Annotated in this window: 13 protein-coding genes and 1 pseudogene; 8 read left to right on the plus strand and 6 right to left on the minus strand. The window is 58.2% G+C overall.

Annotation, left to right across the window (positions count from 1 at the left end; all coding sequences use genetic code 11):
- Positions 1–1,218 carry an amino acid deaminase gene (locus tag WLY71_RS16085; RefSeq protein WP_347804321.1) on the plus strand — a complete coding sequence of 406 codons (1,218 nt, stop codon included), beginning with the start codon at positions 1–3 and terminating at the stop codon, positions 1,216–1,218.
- Positions 1,219–1,358: 140 nt separating this feature from the next.
- Positions 1,359–2,294: a sugar kinase gene (locus WLY71_RS16090; protein WP_347804322.1), complete on the plus strand. Its 936-nt coding sequence runs from the start codon at positions 1,359–1,361 to the stop codon at positions 2,292–2,294.
- 127 nt (positions 2,295–2,421) lie between these two features.
- Here WLY71_RS16090 and WLY71_RS16095 read toward each other — a convergent pair whose 3' ends face one another.
- Entirely contained in the window at positions 2,422–2,697 is a 276-nt protein-coding gene (locus WLY71_RS16095; RefSeq protein ID WP_007898282.1) for a peptidylprolyl isomerase, read from the minus strand.
- Between the two features lie 66 nt (positions 2,698–2,763).
- Positions 2,764–5,301 (minus strand): PAS domain-containing hybrid sensor histidine kinase/response regulator, encoded by a 2,538-nt coding sequence (locus WLY71_RS16100; RefSeq protein ID WP_347804323.1) that lies wholly within the window; start codon positions 5,299–5,301, stop codon positions 2,764–2,766.
- Between the two features lie 120 nt (positions 5,302–5,421).
- On the opposite strand from WLY71_RS16100, the gene WLY71_RS16105 reads away from it, so the two are divergent.
- Positions 5,422–6,531, plus strand: a complete 1,110-nt coding sequence (locus tag WLY71_RS16105; RefSeq protein ID WP_347804324.1) for a PilT/PilU family type 4a pilus ATPase — start codon at positions 5,422–5,424, stop codon at positions 6,529–6,531.
- A gap of 136 nt (positions 6,532–6,667) precedes the next feature.
- Positions 6,668–10,519 (plus strand): hypothetical protein, encoded by a 3,852-nt coding sequence (locus tag WLY71_RS16110; protein ID WP_347804325.1) that lies wholly within the window; start codon positions 6,668–6,670, stop codon positions 10,517–10,519.
- A 19-nt stretch (positions 10,520–10,538) separates the two neighbouring features.
- Here WLY71_RS16110 and WLY71_RS16115 read toward each other — a convergent pair whose 3' ends face one another.
- From WLY71_RS16115 to WLY71_RS16130, 4 genes are all read right to left on the minus strand, one after another.
- Entirely contained in the window at positions 10,539–12,494 is a 1,956-nt protein-coding gene (locus tag WLY71_RS16115) for an acetoacetate--CoA ligase (RefSeq protein WP_347804326.1), read from the minus strand.
- Positions 12,495–12,560: 66 nt separating this feature from the next.
- Positions 12,561–13,346, minus strand: a complete 786-nt coding sequence (locus WLY71_RS16120; protein WP_347804327.1) for a 3-hydroxybutyrate dehydrogenase — start codon at positions 13,344–13,346, stop codon at positions 12,561–12,563.
- Between the two features lie 7 nt (positions 13,347–13,353).
- A complete protein-coding gene (locus WLY71_RS16125) occupies positions 13,354–14,745 on the minus strand; it encodes a GntP family permease (protein WP_347804328.1) in 1,392 nt (463 codons plus the stop codon).
- Positions 14,746–15,021: 276 nt separating this feature from the next.
- Complete coding sequence (locus tag WLY71_RS16130) at positions 15,022–16,437, minus strand: sigma-54 interaction domain-containing protein (RefSeq protein WP_347804329.1); 1,416 nt, start codon at positions 16,435–16,437, stop codon at positions 15,022–15,024.
- A gap of 270 nt (positions 16,438–16,707) precedes the next feature.
- Here WLY71_RS16130 and WLY71_RS16135 point away from each other — a divergent pair, with 270 nt between their 5' ends.
- The 4 genes and pseudogenes from WLY71_RS16135 to WLY71_RS16150 form a co-directional block, all read left to right on the plus strand.
- On the plus strand, positions 16,708–20,685 hold the full coding sequence (locus tag WLY71_RS16135; protein ID WP_347804330.1) for an RCC1 domain-containing protein: 3,978 nt from the start codon (positions 16,708–16,710) through the stop codon (positions 20,683–20,685).
- A 73-nt stretch (positions 20,686–20,758) separates the two neighbouring features.
- A complete protein-coding gene (locus WLY71_RS16140; RefSeq protein ID WP_347804331.1) occupies positions 20,759–21,700 on the plus strand; it encodes an immunoglobulin-like domain-containing protein in 942 nt (313 codons plus the stop codon).
- 21 nt (positions 21,701–21,721) lie between these two features.
- Positions 21,722–23,002, plus strand: coding sequence for a hypothetical protein (locus tag WLY71_RS16145; RefSeq protein ID WP_347804332.1), 1,281 nt, complete (start codon positions 21,722–21,724; stop codon positions 23,000–23,002).
- Between the two features lie 47 nt (positions 23,003–23,049).
- A pseudogene (locus tag WLY71_RS16150) lies at positions 23,050–23,416 on the plus strand (hypothetical protein); the annotation flags it as partial.

A 23,416-nucleotide genomic window follows, 5' to 3' on the forward strand; every position in this document is an offset into this window, starting at 1 on the left:
ATGTCTTCTGCCAAAAATACTGCCGCCGTGGAAAAGGGCTTTGCCCACACTGGCGCCAATCTGGTGCGCGACGTCAGCCTGCCGGCGCTGGTGCTGCACCGCGAAGCACTGGAACACAATATTCGCTGGATGCAGGCGTTTGTCAGCAACAGCGGTGCCGAGCTCGCGCCCCACGGAAAAACCAGCATGACCCCAGCGCTGTTTCAGCGCCAACTGGACGCCGGTGCCTGGGGCATCACCCTGGCCAGCGCCACGCAAACCCGCGCGGCTTACGCCCATGGCGTGCATAGGGTGCTGATGGCTAACCAATTGGTCGGTACGCCGAACATGGCGCTGATCGCCGATTTGCTGGCCGATCCGGCTTTCGACTTCCATTGCATGGTCGATCACCCGGACAACGTCACTGACCTGGGTGCGTATTTCGTCTCGCGCGGTGTGCGCTTGAACGTGATGATCGAGTACGGCGTGGTCGGCGGTCGTTGCGGTTGCCGCACGGAAGAGGAAGTGGTCGCGCTGGCCAAAGCCATTGCTGCACAACCGGCCCTGGCGCTGACCGGGATCGAAGGTTACGAAGGTGTGATTCACGGCGATCACGCGGTGAGCGGCATCCGTGCGTTCGCTGATTCTTTGGTGCGTCTGGCCGTGCAGTTGCAGGACAGCGGCGCGTTCGCCATTCCCAAGCCGATCATCACTGCGTCGGGTTCGGCCTGGTACGACCTGATCGCTGAATCCTTCGAAGCGCAGAACGCCGGCGGGCGTTTCCTCAGCGTGCTGCGTCCCGGCAGCTACGTAGCTCACGACCATGGCATCTATAAAGAAGCGCAATGCTGCGTGCTCGACCGCCGCAGCGACCTGCACGAAGGCCTGCGCCCGGCGCTGGAAGTCTGGGCTCACGTGCAGTCGTTGCCGGAACCGGGCTTTGCGGTGATCGCCCTGGGTAAACGCGACGTGGCCTACGACGCCGGGTTGCCGGTTCCGCTGTTGCGTTACAAGGCGGGCGTGGTGCCGGCGACGGGCGACGACGTCAGCGCCTGCAAGGTGACGGCAGTGATGGACCAGCATGCGTTCATGACCGTGGCGCCTGGGGTTGAGTTGCGGGTGGGGGACATTATTTCTTTTGGTACCTCGCACCCGTGCCTGACGTTCGACAAGTGGCGTATCGGGTGTCTGGTGGATGAGCAACTGAACGTCATCGAAACCATGGAAACCTGTTTCTAAGGCTCCAGACCGCGGCGCGGCCATCGCGAGCAAGCTCGCTCCCACAGGGGATCTTCAGTGTTCACACAATCCCTGTGGGAGCGCGCTTGCTCGCGATGGCGGCCGACCAGACAACACAGAAACACCAGAGACCCCACAACATGAACACCATCAGCACCCTCGGCCCCAACACCCCGCGCATCGCCCTGATCGGCGAGTGCATGATCGAATTGCAGCAACGCGCCGACGGCAGCCTGCAACAGAGTTTCGGTGGCGATACCTTGAACACGGCGGTCTACCTGTCCCGGGAGTTGGGTGAGGGCGGCACGGTGGATTACGTCACCGCCCTGGGCGACGACAGTTTTAGCGATGCCATGTGCCAGAGCTGGGCCGACGAAAGCATCGGGCTCGGTATGGTCCAGCGCTTGCCCGGCCGATTGCCCGGTTTGTATTGCATCCAGACTGACGCGGCCGGCGAACGGCGTTTTCTTTACTGGCGCAATGAAGCGGCAGTCCGCGATTGTTTCACCACCCCGGCCGCCGCGCCGATCCTGGCGGCACTGCCGGATTACGATGTGCTGTATTTCAGTGGCATCACCCTGGCGGTGCTCGGCGTGCAAGGTCGGGAGAAGTTACTGGAAACCCTGGTCGAAGCCCGGCAGCGGGATGCGCGGATCGTGTTCGACAACAATTACCGGCCACGGTTGTGGGCGTCGATCGAGGACGCACGGGCCGCCTATCGCAGCGTTCTGCCCTATGTCGACCTGGCATTGCTGACTGTCGATGACGAGCAGGCGCTGTTTCATTTTTCCGATTGCGAGGCGGTATTTGCCGCTTACGAGCAGATTGGCACGCCCGAGGTGGTACTCAAGCGTGGCGCCGAGGCGTGTCTGATTCGTTGTGATGGAGAGTCGTTTGAAGTGCCGGCGCAGGTGGTCGAGCGGGTGGTGGACACCACGGCGGCGGGGGATTCATTTAGCGCAGCGTATTTGGCCAGTCGGCTCAAGGGCGGTAGCCCGGTTGAGGCGGCTGAAGCGGGGCATCGGCTGGCGAGCTGGGTGATTCAGGTGCCCGGCGCACTGATCCCCAAAGATTGAAACGCAATCCCCTGTAGGAGCTGCCGAAGGCTGCGATCTTTTGATCTTGCTCCTTTCGGGACCGCTGAAAATCAAGATCAAAAGATCGCAGCCTTCGGCTGCTCCTACATAGGGCCTTTCAAGCCCCTCAATCCCGGTAAAACACCTGCACCAGGTGATACCCAAACTTGCTCTTGATCGGCCCGTGCACAACCCGCAACGGTTTTTTGAAAATCACGGCATCGATGACTCCGACCATCTGCCCGGGCCGCACTTCACCCAGGTCGCCGCCGCGCTTGCCGGACGGGCAGGTGGAATACTTCTTGGCCAGCACATCGAAGGCTTCACCCTTGGCGATGCGTTGTTTGAGCTGTTCGGCTTCTTCCGAGGTTTTCACCAGAATATGGCGGGCTTGAGCTTTCATGGGCAGTACCTTGCAACGGTGGTGGCTATGTTGGTGCCAGCGGGGGGCGCGGGATTATGCCTTAACTCAGTCCGGTTGACCGATCATCGCGCGAATCTTGTTGGCCAACAGGTCAATGGAAAAGGGCTTGGCCACCATGTCCATGCCTTCCTCCAGGAAGCCCTGGCGCTCGGCGGCTTTTTCCGCGTAACCGGTCATGAACAGCACTTTGAGTTCGGGGCGGTGCTGACGCGCAATCTCCGCCAACTGCCGACCGTTCATCCCCGGCAGCCCGACGTCGGTGACCAGCAAATCGACCCGCAGGTCGGATTCCAGCAGAGGCAGGGCAGTCTTCGCGTCTTCGGCTTCATGGGCGTGATAACCCAGCTCGTTGAGCAGGTCGAGCACCAGCATGCGCACCGCCGGATCGTCCTCCACCAACACCACGGTTTCACCGGCAATCGCGGCCGGCGCCTCGCTGGTGACCGGCATCAGGATGTTCTCGGGCTCTGAGGCGTGCAGTCGCGGCAGGTACAGACGAACGCTGGTGCCCTGGGCCGGCAAGCTGAACAGGCTGACATGCCCGCCCGACTGCTGGGCAAAACCATAGATCATCGACAGCCCAAGACCGGTGCCCTGGCCGATGGGTTTGGTGGTGAAGAACGGGTCGAAGGCCTTGGCCAGCACCGAGGGTGTCATGCCGGTACCGTTGTCGCTGACGGCAATCATCAGATAATCCCCGGCCTTGACCGGTTCCAGGGTGTTGATGTCACTGCTGTCGAGGTAAACGTTGGCGGTTTCGATCCGCAACTCGCCGCCATCGGGCATGGCGTCCCGGGCGTTGATCACCAGATTGAGAAGGGCGTTTTCCAGCTGGCTGACGTCGGTGCTGACCGGCCAGACGTCATCGGCCAATTGCAGTTTGAGCTCGATGTGGTCGCCCTTGGTCCGGCTGAGCAGATCTTCCAGGGAATGGATCAGATCATTGGCGTTCAACGGCTTGCGGTCCAGTGACTGGCGCCGGGAAAACGCCAGCAGGCGATGGGTCAGGGCGGCGGCGCGGTTGGCCGAGGACACTGCCGCCTCGGTGAAACGGCCAACCTCGGCGGCGCGCCCGTCGGCGATGTAGCGCTGCATCAAATCGAGACTGCCGATGATCCCGGTGAGCATATTGTTGAAGTCATGGGCGATGCCGCCGGTGAGTTGACCGACCGCTTCCATTTTCTGTGCATGACGCAACGCCTCTTCGGCGCGCTCGCGTTCGAACATCTCGTTCTGCAGTCGCTGGTTGGCTTCAGCCAATTGTTGGGTGCGGGCGGCGACCCGTTCCTCAAGGGTTTCGTTGAGATTGCGCAGGGCTTCTTCGGTCTGTTTGCGCTCGGTTTCGTCAATCACAAAGATATAGAAACCATTGACCGCACCATCCGCGCCATGGCGCGGCAAGTAGTTCATCAGGGCATGGCGGATGCTGCCGTCACGGTGCGGGGTGCTGATGCTGAAACAACAAGGCTTGCCGGACAGCGCCTGGGCGATGTATTCGGCGCGCAAGGCATAGGCTTCTTCACCCAGTACTTCACGGATGGTTTTGCCAAAGAGCTCCTGAGGCGTCAGCCCGTACCAGTCGAGGTAGGCCGCATTGTTCAGGCGAAAGCGTTCCTCGCTGTCCACGTAGCTGATCAGGATCGGCATGGCGTTGATGATCAGTTGCAGCTCGGTCTGACTTTGCCGCAAGGCTTGTTCTGTGTGTTTACGTTCGGTCAGGTCCAGGGCGGCGCCGAGGAAGCGGATCGGCCGGCCATGGTGGTCCTTGTAACAACGACCTCGGGCAAACACCCAGCGCAGCTGACCGTCGGCTTGCAGCAGGCGATATTCCTCGGCGTACTCGGTGCCGTGGGTGATGGAGTGCTTGATGCTGCGGGCGACCATGGCCCGGTCTTCCGGATGCACGCCCTGGAGGTAGGCGCTGATAGGCAACTGGCTGGCGAGCAGCGGGTCGATACCGTGTAACTGGGCGAAGTGGGTGTCGGCAATGAAGCGGTCTTCGTTTATGTCCCAGTCCCAGGTGCCGACGGCGTCGGTGGCCGCGAGGGCCAGTTGCAGACGCTCCTCGGTTTCGTGCTGGGCCTTGAGGCTGGCAGCGGAACGCTGCTCGAGCTCGAGGGCGATGCGTCGGCGTTCGTTGGTTTCGATGGCCGTGACCAGAATCCCGGCGACCTGGGCGCTTTCATCGCGGATGGGGCTGTAGGTCAGGTCCAGCCAGAAGTCGGAATCATGGCCATCGCGCTGTAAGGTGAAGCGTTGTTCGCTGTAGGTCCGCACCTGTCCTTGTAGGACGGCGCTGTAAATGGGGTCGGTAAAGTCTTTTAACTCTGGCCAGATCAGGTGCGTCGGCTGTCCGAATGCGTGTGGATGCTTGCTGCCGGCCAGCAGGGCAAAACCGTCGTTATAGATCTGCGTGAGCTGCGGACCCCACAGCAACAGCATGGGCATCGGCGAATGAATCACGATATCCACGGCGGTTCGCAGGCTTTGCGGCCAGGTACTGGCAGCGCCCAGCGGGCTTCGTCTCCAGTCCAGTCGGGCAATCAAGGCCTGGGCATCGCTGCCGGTCGGTGATGCGTTCATCAAGATGTCCTGCACTTAAGTCGGTGTGGCGGTGTCAACTATCCTTGTACCGCAGTAGATGCTGGATGACCCGTTTTGGGTCATTTTTATTCATTGAATGCTTCGCGGGTGCTTTTTGCCATGGAAATCGATGCACTGTTAAGGCTCCTGGCCAGCCAGAATGGCTCCGATCTTTATCTGTCTACCGGTGCGCCACCCAGCGCACGGTTCGAGGGTGTGCTTAGACCCTTGGCCGATCAGCCATTCAAGCCGGGAGAAGTCGCGGCCATTGCCGCGTCCATCATGGACGCCGAACAGCGTCTGGAGTTCGATCGGGAACTGGAGATGAACCTGGCGATTTCTTTGACCGGTATCGGGCGCTTTCGGGTCAATATCTTCAAACAACGCAACGATGTGTCAATCGTCGCGCGCAACATCAAACTCGACATTCCGCGTTTCGAAGACCTCAAGCTGCCGCCGGTGCTACTCGAAATGGTGATGCTCAAACAAGGACTGATGCTGTTCGTCGGCGCTACCGACTCGGGCAAGTCTACCTCGCTGGCGGCATTGATCGACTACCGCAATCGCCACAGCAGTGGCCACATCATCACCATCGAAGACCCGGTCGAGTACATCCATCGGCACAAGAAGTCGATCATCAACCAGCGCGAGGTCGGCGTCGATACCCGCAGTTTTCACGCCGCATTGAAAAATACCCTGCGCCAGGCACCGGACGTCGTACTGATCGGCGAAATCCGTGACCGCGAGACGATGGAGCATGCGCTGGCGTTTGCCGATACCGGTCATCTGGTTATTTCCACGCTGCATGCCCACAACGCCAATCAGGCGCTGGACCGGATCATCAATTTCTTCCCCGAAGAACGGCGGACGCAACTCCTGCATGACCTGGGCAACAACCTGAAAGCGTTCGTGTCCCAGCGCCTGGTGCGTACCCGTGACGGTCAGCGACGGGCGGCGGTGGAAGTGATGCTGGGAACGCCGACCATTGGTGACCTGATACGGCGCAATGAACTGGATGAACTTAAAAACATCATGGAAAAGTCCGCAGAGTTGGGTATGCAGACCTTCGATGGGGCACTGTTTACATTAGTGATGGAAGGTGTGATCAGCGAAGACGAAGCCCTCAAAAACGCCGACTCTGTCAATAATCTAAAACTGCGACTTAAATTTCATAACGATGGCGCTTCTACCCCCGATTCATCTTTTGGGGAGTGGGGGTTGATGGAATGATTGTTCTTTTTGTCCGTGTGTTAGTTGTCGGGTTCTGAAATTCCATCTAATGGTTTTTGACTGGCTTGTTTTGCGCTGGGAAGTAAGACTTCGTTCCCGCTGCATTGTCAGTCATTTAAATATATGAGGTGGTATTGTGTGTGCTGTATTGAGAGCTAAAAGTTTTTATTCGTCTGTTACCGCTACAGAGGAATCACGGCGTCGTTTAAAGGCAGATGAAGCAGAGCGGCAACAGGTATTGCAGTTGTTAAAGGAGGCCTTGGGAGAACAATCAGCAGACGGGTCATTTGAATGGCAAGGGTATGAGTTTGGGTTGGAAGAGGGGTCCTCGCTTTATGAAGTTCATATGCCCGGGCGCGTTATATGGCATAAGTTAGCCGAAAATTCACTCGTGTTTGATGCGCTTCGCGAGAATAGACCCAAGGATTCGGAATCGATTCGGGTGACTGCAAATGGCACGATAGAGCTGTACAGGGATGCATCAGAGCGCTGGGAAGAAATCGATGTTAATGCGCATGCTTTAACCGGTGTCCCTGGTAGACTCAGGGATCTGGGGGATATCGCCAAGCAAGCCGGTGGCTTTGTAATCGCGATAGACAGTGTGGATGTTGATCAATGGCTCAGGTTTCATGACTTGCATGTGCCGACGGACGCTGCGCAAACCAAAAATCTGATTGATGTTTTTGAGTTTAATCCAGTTGTCGACGATCTGGGCAATTATTGGGGCCAACTTGTTGCTGATGACCAGTCGTTAGTCGTATTGTCCGCCGAGCAACTTACGGGCATTCGTCAGACCACTGCAAAACTTATAGCTCCAGACAAAAAGCTTCTGGATAAACTGTACCGCGAAACGGGTGGCACTCTTGTAACGCACGATAATGCCGCCGAACGTATCGTTCAGTTGGTCAATCATCCGGCGGCCCAAGCCTGCGCCAGGAAACTCCTGACGGAACTGGACTGGTTCGGTGCAAAATCCGGGCAAGACGTCTCTGCACAGGATCTTGGGCAACTATTGATAACGGCTATTTTGCTGGAGCTGTATCCAGATATCGGTAAAGTTCAAGGCGGAAAGAGTATCGGCGGGCTCGATTTGTATGCACCGACCAATGTCGAGCGATCTTCGTGGGTCGTGCGCAGGGATCTGGAAACCTTGCTGCACACCAAAGGCTGGGTGAATCCTGTCTTGGCCCCAATGGCATCGCACCTGCTACTGGCGGAAATTGCGCCGGAATTTCTGGTCAGGGGTGTTCCATCGTCGCTGACGATGGGCTCGGTTGCCTGGGTGATCTTTTGCCGTGGCGTGGCGCTGGCGGTCAGGAAAGGGGCGTCGCGTGTGCTGACCTATGCGCAAATCATGGCCTACGCCGAACTTGAGCCTGTCAGTTCACCGCTATCCCGTCTGCGGGATTTGGCAATGATCGATCCAATGGTTGACTGGGCGCTGATGAATGGTGTTGTCAAGTCAAGCGAACTCACTCTAGCGGCGAAGGAAACCACGGAGCGGGCTATTGCCGCGTTCCAGGATTACACAGAGCACTTCACACATCTAGCGCGTGTAGTTTCCAATCCCTTGCCCAGCAGAGAAGGCATCGCCCGGAAAGCCTTGGAACGAGTGGCACCAGATTGTGATTTCCTCGACAAGAAAATTATCTATCAACACCCCGGCCTATATGCATCACCCACCGCCATGTCCATGGTCGATTTGTATATGTCGGGAGACTTGGCGGGCGGCCAGTGGGATCTGCGCGCTGTTTTTCCCGACCAAGTTTTTTCCACAATACCTGACTTGTTGGCCGGTCAGACCAATGACAAGAGGCCAACCCTCCACGATCCCTCCGTACTCAGCATTTACAGGCGCTTTCCTCGGTTGTCGTACCTGGCGCCCAACAATGCTGAATTTCACCGGCAATTGCGGGATTATCTCGGGAAATTGAATAGTGCGGTGGTCACAAATGTGAAGTTGGCTCTGTCACACATGCTGCCCTTCGATCTGGAAACTTTTTTGAAAGGTAAGATCACTTTCTTTACCCTTCGCAGTGCGGCGGTAGAGACATCTTCCTCCCGTTGGGGGGGGCCGTTTGCGCTTGAAACAGACTACGAAACCCAGCAAGGCAAAGATGCTGTCACGGGGCGCTTTGGCATTGTTATGTACGCTACCCACGAAAACACGGTTGCATGCTATGAGTTGTTTACCTTGAGGGGGGAGCTACGGAAAAACGACATTCTCGGGAAGCTGATAACCTCGAAAGGAAAATTGAGGGCTGGCGCCAGAGTCGATTTCAACGGTGATCTGAACGCGCACGTGGCACCCACGCTTCTGGAATCTTTGCCTATCACTCTTCAGGAATACACTGAGGGGATTGCAGCTGAGCATCACGCACGCAGCGACATGGCGATTATTGAAAAGCTGGGTGAACTCCCCGCGCCAACGTCTGTGGTGGCGCGCACGCAGAGTGTTTATATGAATTTTGGCAACCCACAGGTTGTGCGAATTGCCGAGTTCGTCGTGAACAATCACCCGTTTCGCAAGTTTTTCGAAGTTGAAGCAATGGCCACCGTGCCGACAGCGCTTGAAAGCGAACGCAAAAAAGGCGACGAAACTGCCGATTACATTGTGAATCTGGTGCTGCCCTTTAAAAAGTGCATCGAAGATTTATCTTCTGGAGAACACAACAAGGTGGTCGACGGGATCTATGGTTGCGCCATGGACGCCATTGCTTTGGGAGGCGCCTTCGCGGGTGCGGGTGCCAAAGCGCTGGGCATCTTGTCGAAGGCTGTCTCCATGTCGTCCAAAGCCGCCCGCCTGACCAAGCTAGCCTTCGTGACGTCCGTTTCCCTCGTCAACCCCTTGGATGGTGTGCCTACGGCATTGTTCGGAGCGGGGAAACTCATCCATAAGGGGGCGCTACGCTTTAACAGGCAGGCTCAAGAGATCCTCGAACTGGCGCAATCCCAGTTGCGCAAACTCAATGGCCGTCATAAAAGCTACGACCTGGTTCGCGCAGCCAACAGCGCCGATACCACCGGACAGGGCACCTGGCGACCCCATGGTGCAACCGGTGACGCGCTAACGGTGGTGGCCGCGCGTAACTCGCGGCAATGGTATGCCCTTGATCGATTGGGCAAACCCTGGGGGCCAAAACTGAACAACTTCACCTTTCAGGCACCTGTCCAGTTTCCGCGATTCAATAAGACATTGCCCGTCAGCTATACCCGACAGTTCATTGAGCAAAGCTTGCCGCTGGCGCGTACAAAAATCGAAAATGCGATCAACGTCTTGACCAGTCTTGACTTGACGAGGGAACGCAACGCAATCATCAAGGTACTGATGGGAAGCAACTCGAGCGATGCATTCGAACGGTTGTTGAGCTATCTGAGATTGGTCAGGGCAGACTTTGCAGGTTTTTCCATCAGTAACATTTTTCTCGATCCGCTCAAGAACACTAACAATATTGCTGCTTTCAACATGGATGCTTACAAGCAATGGAAAGGTGCAAAAGACCAATCCGACACGAAATTCATCGAAATCTATACGCCCAATCTCAACAAGCACTTCATCGGTCTGGGCTTCAACCATGACGTCGTGGCAGACGACTTGATTCATGAGCTGTTCCACGGTATTTCACAGACTGATGATGTCAGTTATGCCCGCGATGCGGGACGCAACGGCGAAAGAGGGCAGTCGCTGGACGTGGCTCCACTGCTGAACTTGGCGTCGGGACGTTTGCCGGTTACGGATGAGGGCCGTGCCTGCCACGCCAGTTCAAAAGCCTTCGAAAATGCTGACTCACTGGCTGTGGCCACCTCGCTGCTGAGCCAGCTGTATACGGACAAGGGTAGTTATGAGCTCAATATGTCCACGCTGCGCAGCGCGCTTGAAGCAAACCCCGGTAGCGCGATTGACGAGCCGGTTCTGATCACTCTAAACAACTCTATTGCGCCGAATCCTGTTAGTGGAAGGCGCCCACCTGGTTCGCACATGGATTAACACACACCCGCATGATCGTTTAAGTTCCGAGTTCCGGCCGATCCCGAAACTGCTCAAGCGCTTCGGGATTGGCCAAGGCATCGGTGTTTTTTACCTTCTCACCATGCACCACGTTGCGCACCGCCAGTTCCACGATTTTGCCGCTGATGGTGCGCGGTATATCGGTCACCGCGACAATCTTCGCCGGCACATGCCGCGGTGTGGTGTTGGCGCGGATGAGCTGGCGGATCTGTTGTTGCAGCGCTTCGTCCAGATCGACACCCTCGCGCAACCGTACGAACAGCACCACCCGCACGTCATCCTGCCATTGCTGACCGATGGCCACGCTGTCCAGCACCTGTGGGACTTTCTCCACCTGGCGGTAGATTTCCGCCGTACCGATGCGCACGCCGCCGGGGTTGAGTACGGCGTCGGAGCGTCCGTGGATCATCATCGCGCCATGGGGCAATTGTTCCGCATAATCGCCTTGGGCCCAGACCCCGGGGAACTGACTGAAATACGAGGCACGAAGCTTTTCCTGCTGAGGATCATTCCAGAACCCGATGGGGATTGCCGGGAAGTGCCGGGTGCATACCAGCTCACCTTTTTCGCCGATCACAGACTGGCCGTCGTCGTTCCAGACTTCCACCGCCATGCCCAGGCTCTTGCCTTGTATCTCGCCACGGCGCACGGGTTGCAGCGGATTGCTGTTCACAAAACACGAAACGATGTCGGTGCCGCCAGACATCGAGGCCAGGCACAGGTCAGGCTTGAGGTCACGGTAGACGTAGTCGTAACTCTGCGGCGACAACGCGGAACCGGTGCACAGCAGGGTTTTCAGGCTGCTCAGGTCATGGCTTTCGCGAGGTTTGATGCCGCTGCTTTCCAGGGTCGCGAGGTACTTGGGGCTGGTGCCGAAGACACTGATGCGTTCGTCGTCGATCAGGTCGATCAGGCGCTCGGGGGCGGGATGAAATGGCGAGCCGTCGTACAGCACCACCGCGCTGTCCACGGCCAGCGCCGAGACCAGCCAGTTCCACATCATCCAGCCGCACGTGGTGTAGTAGAACAAGCGGTCGCCGGGACCGAGATCGCAATGCAGCCCATGTTCCTTGACGTGTTGCAACAACACGCCGCCGGTGCTGTGAATGATGCATTTGGGCACGCCTGTGGTGCCGCTGGAATAGAGGATGTACAGCGGATGGGCGAAGGGCACGGGAACGAAATTCGGCTCGCCGCCGACGTCGTAGAAATCATCCCAGAGCGTCACGTTGGCCCGGGTGTGGAAGTGTTCGATGTGCGCTTGCGGTCGGGCGTAAGGCACGACAATCAACTGCTGCAAGGACGGCAAGCGTTCGAGGATTTCATTGACCTTGGTGGTCTGGTCGATGTCCTTGCCCGCATAGCGGTAACCGGCGCAGGTGATCAGCACTGTCGGCTCGATCTGGCCGAAACGGTCGATTACGCCCTGGGTGCCGAAGTCCGGTGAGGAGCAGGACCAGATCGCCCCGAGGCTGGTGGTGGCGAGCATGGCCACCAGGGTTTGCCAGGTGTTCGGCATGCACGCGGCCACACGGTCGCCAACGACGACGCCAGCAGCAATCAAGCTGTTTTGGAAACCGGCGACATGCTCCGCCAGTTCGGCCCAGGTCAACTGTTCACGCTGGCCGCTTTCACCGATGGCCACAACCGCCACGGCATCGTCGCGACGGCGCATCAGATGTTCGGCGAAGTTCAGGGTGGCGCCGGGAAACCATTGGGCGCTCGGCATTTGCGCGCCCTCAACCAGTACAGCGTCCGGTTGGTCGTGGAAACGGATGTCGAAGAAGTCGACGATGGCCTGCCAGAACGCTTCACGCTGATCGATGGACCATTGGTGCAGGGCAGGGTAGTCGTCGACGTGGAGATTGTGCCGCTGATTGATGAAGCGCCGGAAGGCCTCCATGCGGGTCTTGCCGATGCGCTTGGCGCTGGGTTGCCAGAGGATGTCGGACATGGCTTGCCTCTTCTTGTTGTTGTACAGATCGTTCCCACGCAGAGCATAGGAACGATCATCTGTGGGTTACTGCGCCAACCACCCACCATCAATATTCCACGCCGCGCCACGCACCTGGCTACCGGCCTCACTGCACAAAAACAGCACCAGTTCGCCCAATTGTGGCGGTGTCACAAACTCCAGGGACGGCTGCTTCTCGGCCAGTAAATCATGCTGCGCCTGTTGCGGGTCGATCCCTTTGGCGATGCGGTCATCAATCTGCTTCTGCACCAGTGGCGTCAGCACCCAACCGGGGCAGATGGCGTTGCAGGTGACATTGGTGGTCGCCGTTTCCAGCCCCACCACCTTGGTCAAACCGATAACGCCATGCTTGGCCGCCACGTAGGCCGCCTTGCCGACAGACCCGACCTGGCCATGCACCGAAGCGATGTTGATGATCCGTCCCCAGCCCTTGGCGCGCATGCCCGGCAAACTCAAACGGGTGCTGTGGAATACCGAAGACAGGTTGATCGCAATGATCGAATCCCAGCGCTCCACCGGGAAATCTTCCACCGACGCCACATGCTGGATGCCGGCATTGTTGACCAGGATGTCCACGCCGCCGAACTCGCGCTCGGCGTAGGCAATCATGTCGGCGATCTGTGCCGGGTCGCTGACGTCGGCCGGGTGATGGCCAACCTTGCCTCCGCTTTTGTTATTGAGCAGCTCGACCTCGGCAATCACTTTGGACGCATCACCGAAACCGTTGAGGATCAGATTGGCGCCAGCCTTGGCCAGGCTGAGGGCGATGCCCAGGCCGATGCCGCTGGTGGAACCGGTGACCAGTGCAGTCTTGCCCGAAAGAGTCGTCATGAATACCTCACACAATGCCAGTGGCGTAGAAAGTACCGATCACCACAAAAACCGCCAGGGTCTTGATCAGCGTAATACAGAAAATGTCTTTGTAGGCTTCGCGGTGGGTCAGGCCGGTCACCGCCAGCAAGGTAATCACCGCGCCGTTGTGTGGCAGGGTGTCCATGCCTCCACTGGCCATCGCGGCCACCCGGTGCAGCACTTCCAGCGGGATGTTGGCGGCGTGGGCCGCTGCGATGAAGTCATTGGCCATGGCCGCCAGCGCGATGCTCATACCGCCCGAAGCGGAACCGGTAATGCCGGCCAGCAGGGTTACGGTAATCGCTTCGTTGACCAGCGGATTGGGAATGCTCTTGAGCCAGTCGGCCAGCACCAGGAAGCCTGGCAAGGAAGCGATCACCGCACCAAAGCCGTACTCCGACGCGGTGTTCATCGCCGCCAGCAACGAACCGCTGACCGCACTTCTACTACCCTCGGCGAGTTTGCCGCGAATAGCCTGGAAGCCGAACACCAACACCATGATGATGCCGACCAGCAAGGCTGCCTGAACGGCCCAGATCGCCGTGAGCTTGGCGATTTCAGTGGTCACCGGCGCGGTCATGCCCGGCAGCGCGAGGCTATGGGTTTTGCCGTACCACTGTGGAATCCACTGGGTAAACAGCAGGTTCATGATGCCGACGGCCAGCAGCGGCGACACGGCGATCCACGGGTTGGGCAGTTTGATGTCGGCCGCGGTTTCCGGCTCGTTGCGCAGATCGGTGCCATACCCTTCACCGGCGTGCTGCGCTTTGTTGCGCTGGCGCTGCAGAAACAGCATGCCGGCGCTAAACACGAAGATCGCGCCGATCAGGCCCAGCCAAGGCGCGGCCCAGGCGGTGGTGTTGAAGAAGGTGCTGGGGATGATGTTCTGGATTTGCGGGGTGCCGGGCAGGGCGTCCATGGTGAACGAGAATGCGCCGAGGGCGATGGTCGCCGGGATGAGTCGCTTGGGAATATTACTCTGGCGGAACATTTCAGCAGCAAACGGGTAGACCGCGAACACCACCACGAACAGCGACACGCCGCCGTAAGTCAGCAGAGCGCAGACCAGTACGATCACCAGCATCGCCTGACTCGTGCCGAGGAGGCGAATCGCCGCTGCGACGATGGAGCGCGAAAAGCCCGACAGCTCGATCAGCTTGCCGAACACTGCACCGAGCAGGAACACCGGGAAATACAGTTTGATGAAGCCGACCATTTTCTCCATGAACACTCCGGTGAAGGCGGGGGCGACGGCGGAAGGGTCGGTGAGCAGAACGGCGCCGAGGGCGGCAATCGGGGCAAAGAGGATAACGCTGTAGCCACGGTAGGCCGCGAGCATTAGCAGCGTGAGGGCTGCCAAGGCAATGATCACACTCATGGTGTGTCTCCTGGATTGTTATTTTTTTAGGGTGGATCTGTTGTGGGAGAGGGCTATAGCGAGTTTCGTGCCAGACGGTTAAGGCGTTGAAATGTATGGATTTTTTTCAGATTTTCATGGCGCGCTTGAGGCTTTTGTCTCTCTTCGGAGACATGTGTAGATTTAGAAGGCCTCATCGCGAGCAAGCTCGCTCCCACAGATTGACCGAGTTGCGGGGCAAAGGTGGGAGCGAGCTTGCTCGCGATGTTCTGTCTAACAATGGAGATTCATGTCTCTTTATAGAGACTCAGCAATCCCCAACGCCACCATCTTCTTGTACAACGTCGACCGCCCCAGCCCCAACCGCGCCGCCGCTTCAACAACCTTCCCGCCGCATTGCGCGAGGGTGGCCTCAATCAACTGTCGATCAAATCGCTCCCGAGCCTCACTAAAAGTCTGGTGCGCTACCGGCACAATCGTCACTGGTGCGATGCGCTCTACCGGTGTGAACGTACCAATCGCCGCGCGGATATCCGTGGCATTCAGCACCAAGTCATCACTGAGTAATGCCGCGCGCTCCAGCACATTGCGCAGCTCACGAATATTCCCCGGCCAGGCATGTTGACCCAGCAGTTCCAGCGCTTCACGGTTCAATTCGTGCTGACTGCGCAGCTCCTCCAGAATCGCTTCACTGAGGGCTGGCAGGTCATCGAGTCGATCACGCAGCGGCGGGACCTGGATCGGCAGTACGTTGAGGCGGTAATACAGGTCGGCGCGAAATTCGCCGCGCTTGATCGCGGCTTCCAAATCCGTGGAGGTCGCGGCAATCACCCGCACATCGCTCTGGATCACTTCGTTGGAACCCACCGGCTCGAATTCTTTCTCCTGCAGTACCCGCAGCAGTTTGCTTTGCAGTGGCAACGGCATGTCGCCGATTTCATCGAGAAACAGTGTGCCACCCAGGGCGATCTGCAACTTGCCGGCACGGCCCTTGCGATCAGCACCGGTAAACGCGCCGGGCGCGGTGCCGAAGAATTCCGCTTCCAGCAACGATTCGGGAATCGCCGCGCTGTTGATGCTGACGAAGGCTTTGTGTGCGCGCGGCGAAGCGCCGTGGATCGCCTGGGCCAGCAGCTCTTTACCGGTGCCGGTTTCACCGAGCAGCAACACCGGGGACTCGGCGCTCGCGCTGCGCCGGGCGCGGCGTTTGACTTCCAGGCTGGCGGCGCTGGTGCCGATAAAATGGGCGAAGTTGTATTTGGTCTGCCGCGCTCGCAGCAGCGAGCGGGTGGAGGCCAGTTCTTCCTGCATGCTCATGTAGCGCTTGAGCATCGGCGAGAGGCTGCGTAATTCATCGAACAGCGCAAACCCGATGGCGCCGATCACCACACCGGCGTCGTCATGAATCGGCAGGCGCATCACCACCAGTGGTTCTTTGGGGGTGTCTTGCATGTCGAGCAAAATCGGCCGACCGGTGCGCACCACCTCGCGCAACAGACTGCCGGGGATCACGCTTTCGCAGGATTTGCCGATGGCCACTTCCGCCGATTCCAGGCCGAAGCGTCGGGCATAACGCTCGTTCATCCAGACGATGTTCGCATCGCGGTCGACAATCACCGTGCCTTCGCTGGACTGCTCGATGATCTCGAACGACGAACGGATCGCCAGCAGGCGAACGCGCTGGTAGTCCTTGAGGCTTTCGGTGGTGTTCATCTTTTGTTCCCAAATGGATGAGCTGTGCCGGCATTTTCGGATGCCTCGGATGCCGGCGGCCATTATGCCGGTGGATCGTTATATCGGCATCTGCCGAAGGTCATTGCTGAGATGCAACGGCGAAAAATGGTGTGTAGCCGTTCGTCGGATATTGCTGCCTACCTGTAATTTCTGACAGTTGTGCCCGATTCATTCGTGCTGCCAAATGTGTGCACCCGGCGCCGATACGTACGCTTGATCCAGCGCCATACCGCACGAAGGAGACTTCATATGACTACGGAAGAGTTATTGCCGGACGAGATTCTGGTAAAGGCCGGGAACATTCTGGCGCTGTCGCCGTTGTACATTCCGGGGCAGATTCCGCAAATCCATGATGCTGACGGAACGGCCAACAAGAATCGGGTTGGCGTCAACCGCAGCATGTGCACCTCCAATGCCGCAGGCTTGCTCGTTGATGTACTGCCGTATCTGAAGGCTAAAGAGGGAGACAACATCCACATTTACTCCAGTCTGGATCCGATCGCATTGCTGTCATTCAACCTGGCGGCGGGTCAGGAAAATGAAACCTCCCACGTGTTCTTGCCAGGGCACCTGCTCAAACAGGGCTTCCAGTCTTTCCGGTATGAGGTAATGCGCAACAGCCAGAACGTTGGCGTCTCCCCACCGCTTGAAGTCTTTGTCCGGTTTTTGATGCCTGGCGGCACGGATCCGGAGCCGGATCGTCCCGGGCACTACCGATTGCTGGCGCCAAAGTTGCTCAATGTGCCTGCCGGGGGAATCACCAGAGAACTGGCGGAGTCGGCTGAAGGGGTGCAATTCGCCATTCCTGATTATCCGAACATGCGTCAATTTGACGAAATTACCGTGAGTTTCGGTGGGGTATTTTTTTACATCACTGTACTGCCCGAGCAGGTCGGCAAAGAAATCCAGGGCAAGCTACCGCCGGAAGTCATCTTGAAGGCCGGCAACGGTGATCAGATTTTTATCTACCGCCCCCGTGACGAAGTGCATAACCGTGCCAGTGACTGGTCATTGCGTACTTCGGTGTATGTCGAGGTGACCCCGGATCTGTTGCGTCCGGTGATTCTGGATGCGGTGCAAGTCGATCCGGATACAGGCGAACGGTTTTATGACCTCGCCACACTGGGCAGCAAGAATATTCAGGTGGACGTGGTCACGCGCCCGGTTACCTTCGACCTGGGAGATACTGTCAAGCTGTCGGTCTCCAGCATCAAGAGTGGCGTTGAGACTGTGGTGTTCACCGAGTCCAAACCCGTTACCCAGATCAACAGCACCGTGCGCTTTTTCATGCCCAACGTCACGGTTGTGCAGTTGGCCAGAGAGCACATTTATTTCCGCTATGAACTGACCAAAAGAAGCACGGGCGATACACGGCGCTCGAGCCGAACCACCGTGTGGCTGAAGGGCAGCGCGGTGAACCTGCCGGCACCGAAAATCCTTCCGATCAATGGTGTTGTGGTCGATCCTGCCAAAGCTGCGACCGGCATCGTTTCACCCCATGCCGGGATAGTCGCGCAAACGTGGTTGCACTTTTACGCGATGGGCATTGCGCCGGGTGGAGTAGTGCACCTGTTCGATAGCGGACGGCGTATCAGCAGTTCACAGGCCACCCGCGACATGACGTTCCCGCTGTCCGTGACATTCCTGTCGAAGATTGATGGCGGGCCGCTCGAGGTGTATTACAAGGTGGGCACCAGCAAGGACCATCCATTGGCGGCCGAATCCTTGCGCCACTCGGTACGGGTCGGCGAACCCAGGCCCGACTTGCAGGCTGCCATCGTGGTGGATGAGGTGGACGGGGTACTGGATCCCGAACAACTGCCTCCCTTCTCGGACGCGGAGGTTCAGGTTCTACCGTTCCAGGACATGAAGGGTCACACCGTTTACCTGTGGTATCAGTCGGATAATCCGCTGGATTCACAGCGCTACGACGACTCCATCGACATCGATGATCGCGATCTCGATATCCCGGTGTCGTTTTACCTGCCCCTGGACTTCCTCAAGGCAAACGTGGGTTGCAAACTGACGATCGGTTACTCGGTCGAACCTACCAATGGATCCGGCACGGAGCGCCTCGGGGCCAATACGTTAGTGGCGATTGGCGCGAGTGCGAAGCAGCCATTGCCTGTACCGAAGGTATTGGAGGCTAATGACGCAGGTGCTCTGAATCCGGGGGACACGGCCAGCAAAGGGGCGTCGGTGGTCATCGATGGCGCCGAGCTCAAATTTGGCGATTACATCAAGTTGAAGTGGGACGGCGACGCACAGGACGGCGACTATCCGTGGGAGGAGTCCATTTCTTTCATTGGTGACGGAAAGCCCTTCACCCATCAGGTCCCTCACCGGTATGTGCTGGCTAATCAGGACCTGGGTGTCCGGGTGTCTTATTCGGTGGAGCGCGACGCCGGGGGCGAGCAGTTTTCCGATGTCCTGATACTGAGCGTGCAGCGAGCGGTACTGCCGTTGCCAGCGATCAGCGAAGCGACGGGCCCCAATCGCGATCAGATCAACCCTGACGACGTGCCTGCCGATGGGGCCAATGCCCGAATCGGGATTACCGCGCAACTCAAGGAAGGTGACGTTGTTACGCTGATGCCCAGCGGTGCACCTGCAATCATCAGGACGGTTTTCAAGGCTGACGAAGGGCGGGAGTTGATCATGAAAATTCCACGCCTTTTCATCGAACAGCAAAATGGCGCAAGTTTTACGCTGGGTTACACCATCAAGCGCAAGGCGGGCGGCGCGGATGAACCATCAGGCTTCAAGAACTTCGATGTTCGTCGCGTGATTGGCTCCGGCAAATTGAAGGTCATGGGGGCGCGGCATAACTCCAATACCTATCGTTCCTCCAGTGCGCCGTGCCTGATGTGGGCATTGAATGCTCAGACCCTCCAGCCGATGTTGTCGGAGTGGCGATATGTTGGTGATGCCGCCTGGACTGCCGGCACCCAATTCTTCGATACCGACTCCTCCCGGTCACTACAAGTACGCTCCTCCACCGAGCAAGTGACCCTCAATCCAGTCAATGTGTGTGGCAACGGCGTAGACGCCAACGTCAGCGGCGCCGCAGCAGTTGTCGTGCTGCGCGACGCTCGAGTGTCAGGCGGGGGCGGCTTGGGTGGACGTGATCTCGCCGGATTCGGCAATGCATCCTATGGCGGCAACATTCCTCCGGTGTATCTGATCCTGGAGAATTTGCAGGGCGTATTTTGTTCCGGCGGTGCGTTTGTAGCACTTAGCAGAGAGGGTGTTGCGCTGCCGTTCGGCGAAGCGGGCAGTGGCGGCAATATGGGCGCGGTCAACCCTAACGGATTCAAAACCCTCGCCAGCAACAGTTACGCATTTGCCGGGCTGACCACTACTGGTGAGGTGCGGTGCTGGGGCAATGCATCGTACGGTGGCACGCTGCCCGCGGGCGGACTGAGTAATATCAAGCGTGTGTTCAACGGTGGTCTGGCGTTCTGTGCCGAACGGATGGATGGCAGCATCACAGCTTGGGGCCATGGCGTTGTGGCCAGTCCGGTTCCGGGCGTCAACAACGTAGAGCGAATCATCTGTTCCTATCAGGCATTCGCGGGTATCACCCAGACGAAACGGCTGTTCGCGTTCGGCGTTGCAGGCTACGGCAGCCCGCTTCCTGCCGAAATCGCCAACCGCACCGATATCCAAAGGCTTTGTTGCGCCAATGCACGTGCCTTTGTGGCGCTCACCAGCGCAAAGAATGTCGTTGCCTGGGGGGAGGCCGGTTACGGAGGCAATCTCAATAACTTTCCCGGAATCGCCGCACTGCGTTTTGTCGATGTTGCCTCTACTTGGCATGCGTTCGCGGGTATCACGGAAAACAACCGCGTGGCTGCCTGGGGAACAGCGCCAGCGGGTGTCGTGCCAGCGCAGATCGCTGCGCTCACCAACGCCATCCAGGTAGTCGGAACCTCTCATGCATTTGCGGTGCTATGTGCTGACGGACGTGTCTTTGCGTGGGGTAACGCAACGCTTGGCGGTGATACCTCACCGGTCGCCGCGCAACTGGTCAACGTCGTCGCCATTTACACCAACTCGCACGGGTTCATCGCGCTGACATCCGACAAGCGCGTGGTCACGTGGGGGCAAGCGGCCGGCATCGGTGGCGCTGCCGGCCTTAACGGCTTCGTCTCCTATATCGACGGCACTGCTACGGCAATGGATGCAGCAAACGTCGAAGCGAACGAGACAGCCGAGTCTCAATAAAACCATTCGAACTGCTCGACACTCGACACCTCGTGAGGGCGCCGAGTGTCTGATCGACTCTGAGGTGACTGAAATGCTCGAAGAAAACACTGGTGTTCTGGCAACGCTTCCCGAACCGACAGTTGACGGTGTACTTGATGGCACCCTCGATCCGCAGGCGCTGGAGCCGAGAACAGCCGTGCGCCTGCGCGTGTATGCCGGGATGAAGTCCAACGATGAAATTCATCTGTACATCACCCCGCAGGGTGCCCCGCAAAAGCTGATCGACAAGATCAAAATCAGGGCGAATCAGGGTGCCAACCCGCCTTTCTTCCTTGTCGACTCGAGCGTGTTTGCGCAATACCTGGGCGGCTTCATAGGGGTGAGATACGAGGTCTGGTTCGGTAATCAACGGCTGCACACGTCCCAGGAGCTGCACCTGGAAATCAAGGCCGGTTTTGAAGGCGAGCACACGCTGGATCTGAGTACCTCCAATTACGTGGTGATGACCGGCAAGCCGCCCGTGGATCCGCCGGCCTTCAGCCGGTTTACCCGGGAGGCGATATGGGGCGTAGGCCCATATCACTACAGCACCAGCGATGCCAAGGTTGCCAGGGTGGTGGATCAGCAGGCAGAAGTTACGGCCACTGGCAATGGTACTTGCCTGATCAGCGCTACCGATAGCGTGGGTCAGACCAAAAAATATCAGCTGAATGTCAGAGGCATTGGTCAGTTGCATTTCCTGACGGCTACCGCCAACTGGACGGGTATGCGCGATGCCTGTTCGGTTGCCGGGTTGCAACCGCCTTCCTTAGCTCAACTGCGACAGTTGCTGAACATCTACAGCGCCAATGCCGGTTCGCTGACTGATTACTTCGGACGTTTGCCTTATCCGTTCTGGACCGGTGAAACCAACGGCGCCAATACCGCCTGGATAGTCGATCTGGACAAACCGGTGAACGACCCACTGGACCCTAATCCCACCTCCGCCGACCTGAGTGAGTTTCATCAGGTATTGGGTGTTTCGATGAGTTGAGTTTGCTCCGGGAGGGATTCCATGAACGTTTATCGTCTGCTGGTCAACAGCACGCTATTGCTTTGCCTGCAATTTGGCGGGTTGGCTTGGGCCGTCACCGGCCCGGAAGTCGCGCAGATCCTTAACAGTCGTTATGCAATCGACAACCCAAGGTGTTCGGGCGACACCGATCCCTACCACTGCAGTGGCGTGATGGTGCGGGGTTCACAAACAAGTCCGGGACGTCCGTTCTGGATGCTCAGCTCCGAAGCGATTGGTGCCGGGTTCGAGCGATTTGCCTATCTGCGCAAAGACATCGCTCGGGATCCATCCTTGTTGCAAAACGGCTATGTGTTCACCGATAAATTTACGGCGCTGGGGCTGGGTAAAACACTGGAGGTCTCGCAGCCGGACTTGAGCGCGGAAGTGCTGGTCAGAAACTGGAACGAGCAGGCGGCACAATCGTTGCCGGTCGAGGGGTTGTTTTACGACCGTGGCTGGCCCACAGGCTTGCTCGCCGCGCAGCGTGATCAGCGCGATTACTTCCAGGCGACAGGCGCGTGGTTGCCCATTCTGCGTCTTGATCTGAATGACGCAGGGCAAAAGGTATTTGGTTTCAATCAGCAGGATCAGTTGTATTTCGGGTACCAGGTAGCGTCCCGGCTCAATGCACGATTTGGCGACACCGCCATCGCCTGTCGCGATGGTCGTGCGGCCTTCTATTGCAACGGTGTGCTGATACGCGGCACTGCCGCTTCAACTCAGTTTCATGCGTGGAACCCCAGCCCCAACTCCGTGGGGCGCAATGGCGTTTCGTTCTCTTGGGCCAGGGTCGATGTGGGGATGGTGCAGATTGCCGGTAATCAGGGGCTGATTTTCAAGGAGTCGGCTGCACCGACACCCTATAACGCCACGCTCCGTTGCATTTATCCAACGAACGCCGGCACCAGCAGTATTCCCAATAGTTGCCGCACGTACTGTGACGCACTGGGTGTTACCACGGTCGCCGCCTACCGGGCACAGGGCGGAACCTGTGCCTTCAATGTAACGCCCGCACAGGTACAGCTGAGTATCGACGTGCGGAACCGCAATCCAGCGTGGAACGAAATCATCATCGCCGCATGGGCGCAAAACATTCCCCAGCAATTGCCGCTTGAGGCGATTTTTGTGGTCGCCGGCACTGCGGGGCTGAAGGACGCCCAGTTTATTCAGCGCGACTTCTACCAGCAAACCGCCCGGACGGTGCCGATCGTTCGAGTAGCGCTCAACGCACCCGACGCGAACGCTTTTGTCTACGAACCGTTCGATCAGAGCACGCTGTAAACAGCCGTCACCGTCGGCAAGGTACTTTCACTAGGAGCGCATTCGCCATGGAATCAGGCAAACGGAGTGTCAGGTGGTTCGTCGGGTTTTTTCTGATTTTGTTCACGATCCACGGCGCATGGGCGGTCACGGGGCCGGAAGTGGCGCAGTTGCTCAATGCACGTTATCGGCTGACCCCAAGCGCCTGCGTCGGTGCCACGGCGGTGCATTATTGCAGTGGCGTGTTGGTGCGTCGCTCGCAGAACGCGCCGACAGTTGGCTTCTGGAAACTCAGTGCGGACGCGGTCGCCTCGGGCGTCGAACGCTTTGACTTTTGGCGGCTTGATCGTGCCCCGGTCATTGCGGATCGGCCCAACGGTTTCGTGTTCACCGATGTGTTCACGGCGATTGGCCAGGGCAAGCAACTTGACGTCC

Origin of the sequence: Pseudomonas rossensis (genome assembly GCF_039888995.1) — a bacterium.
GTDB classification, from domain to species: domain Bacteria; phylum Pseudomonadota; class Gammaproteobacteria; order Pseudomonadales; family Pseudomonadaceae; genus Aquipseudomonas; species Aquipseudomonas rossensis.

Excerpts from the sequence above, each read along its gene's own strand:
- WLY71_RS16085 (WP_347804321.1), top strand. The coding sequence starts at position 1 with ATGTCTTCTGCCAAAAATACTGCCGCCGTGGAAAAGGGCTTTGCCCAC.
- WLY71_RS16105 (WP_347804324.1), top strand. The coding sequence starts at position 5,422 with ATGGAAATCGATGCACTGTTAAGGCTCCTGGCCAGCCAGAATGGCTCC.
- WLY71_RS16135 (WP_347804330.1), top strand. The coding sequence starts at position 16,708 with ATGACTACGGAAGAGTTATTGCCGGACGAGATTCTGGTAAAGGCCGGG.
- WLY71_RS16120 (WP_347804327.1), bottom strand. The coding sequence starts at position 13,346 with ATGACGACTCTTTCGGGCAAGACTGCACTGGTCACCGGTTCCACCAGC.
- WLY71_RS16140 (WP_347804331.1), top strand. The coding sequence starts at position 20,759 with ATGCTCGAAGAAAACACTGGTGTTCTGGCAACGCTTCCCGAACCGACA.
- WLY71_RS16145 (WP_347804332.1), top strand. The coding sequence starts at position 21,722 with ATGAACGTTTATCGTCTGCTGGTCAACAGCACGCTATTGCTTTGCCTG.
- WLY71_RS16100 (WP_347804323.1), bottom strand. The coding sequence starts at position 5,301 with ATGAACGCATCACCGACCGGCAGCGATGCCCAGGCCTTGATTGCCCGA.
- WLY71_RS16115 (WP_347804326.1), bottom strand. The coding sequence starts at position 12,494 with ATGTCCGACATCCTCTGGCAACCCAGCGCCAAGCGCATCGGCAAGACC.
- WLY71_RS16130 (WP_347804329.1), bottom strand. The coding sequence starts at position 16,437 with ATGAACACCACCGAAAGCCTCAAGGACTACCAGCGCGTTCGCCTGCTG.
- WLY71_RS16090 (WP_347804322.1), top strand. The coding sequence starts at position 1,359 with ATGAACACCATCAGCACCCTCGGCCCCAACACCCCGCGCATCGCCCTG.
- WLY71_RS16125 (WP_347804328.1), bottom strand. The coding sequence starts at position 14,745 with ATGAGTGTGATCATTGCCTTGGCAGCCCTCACGCTGCTAATGCTCGCG.
- WLY71_RS16095 (WP_007898282.1), bottom strand. The coding sequence starts at position 2,697 with ATGAAAGCTCAAGCCCGCCATATTCTGGTGAAAACCTCGGAAGAAGCC.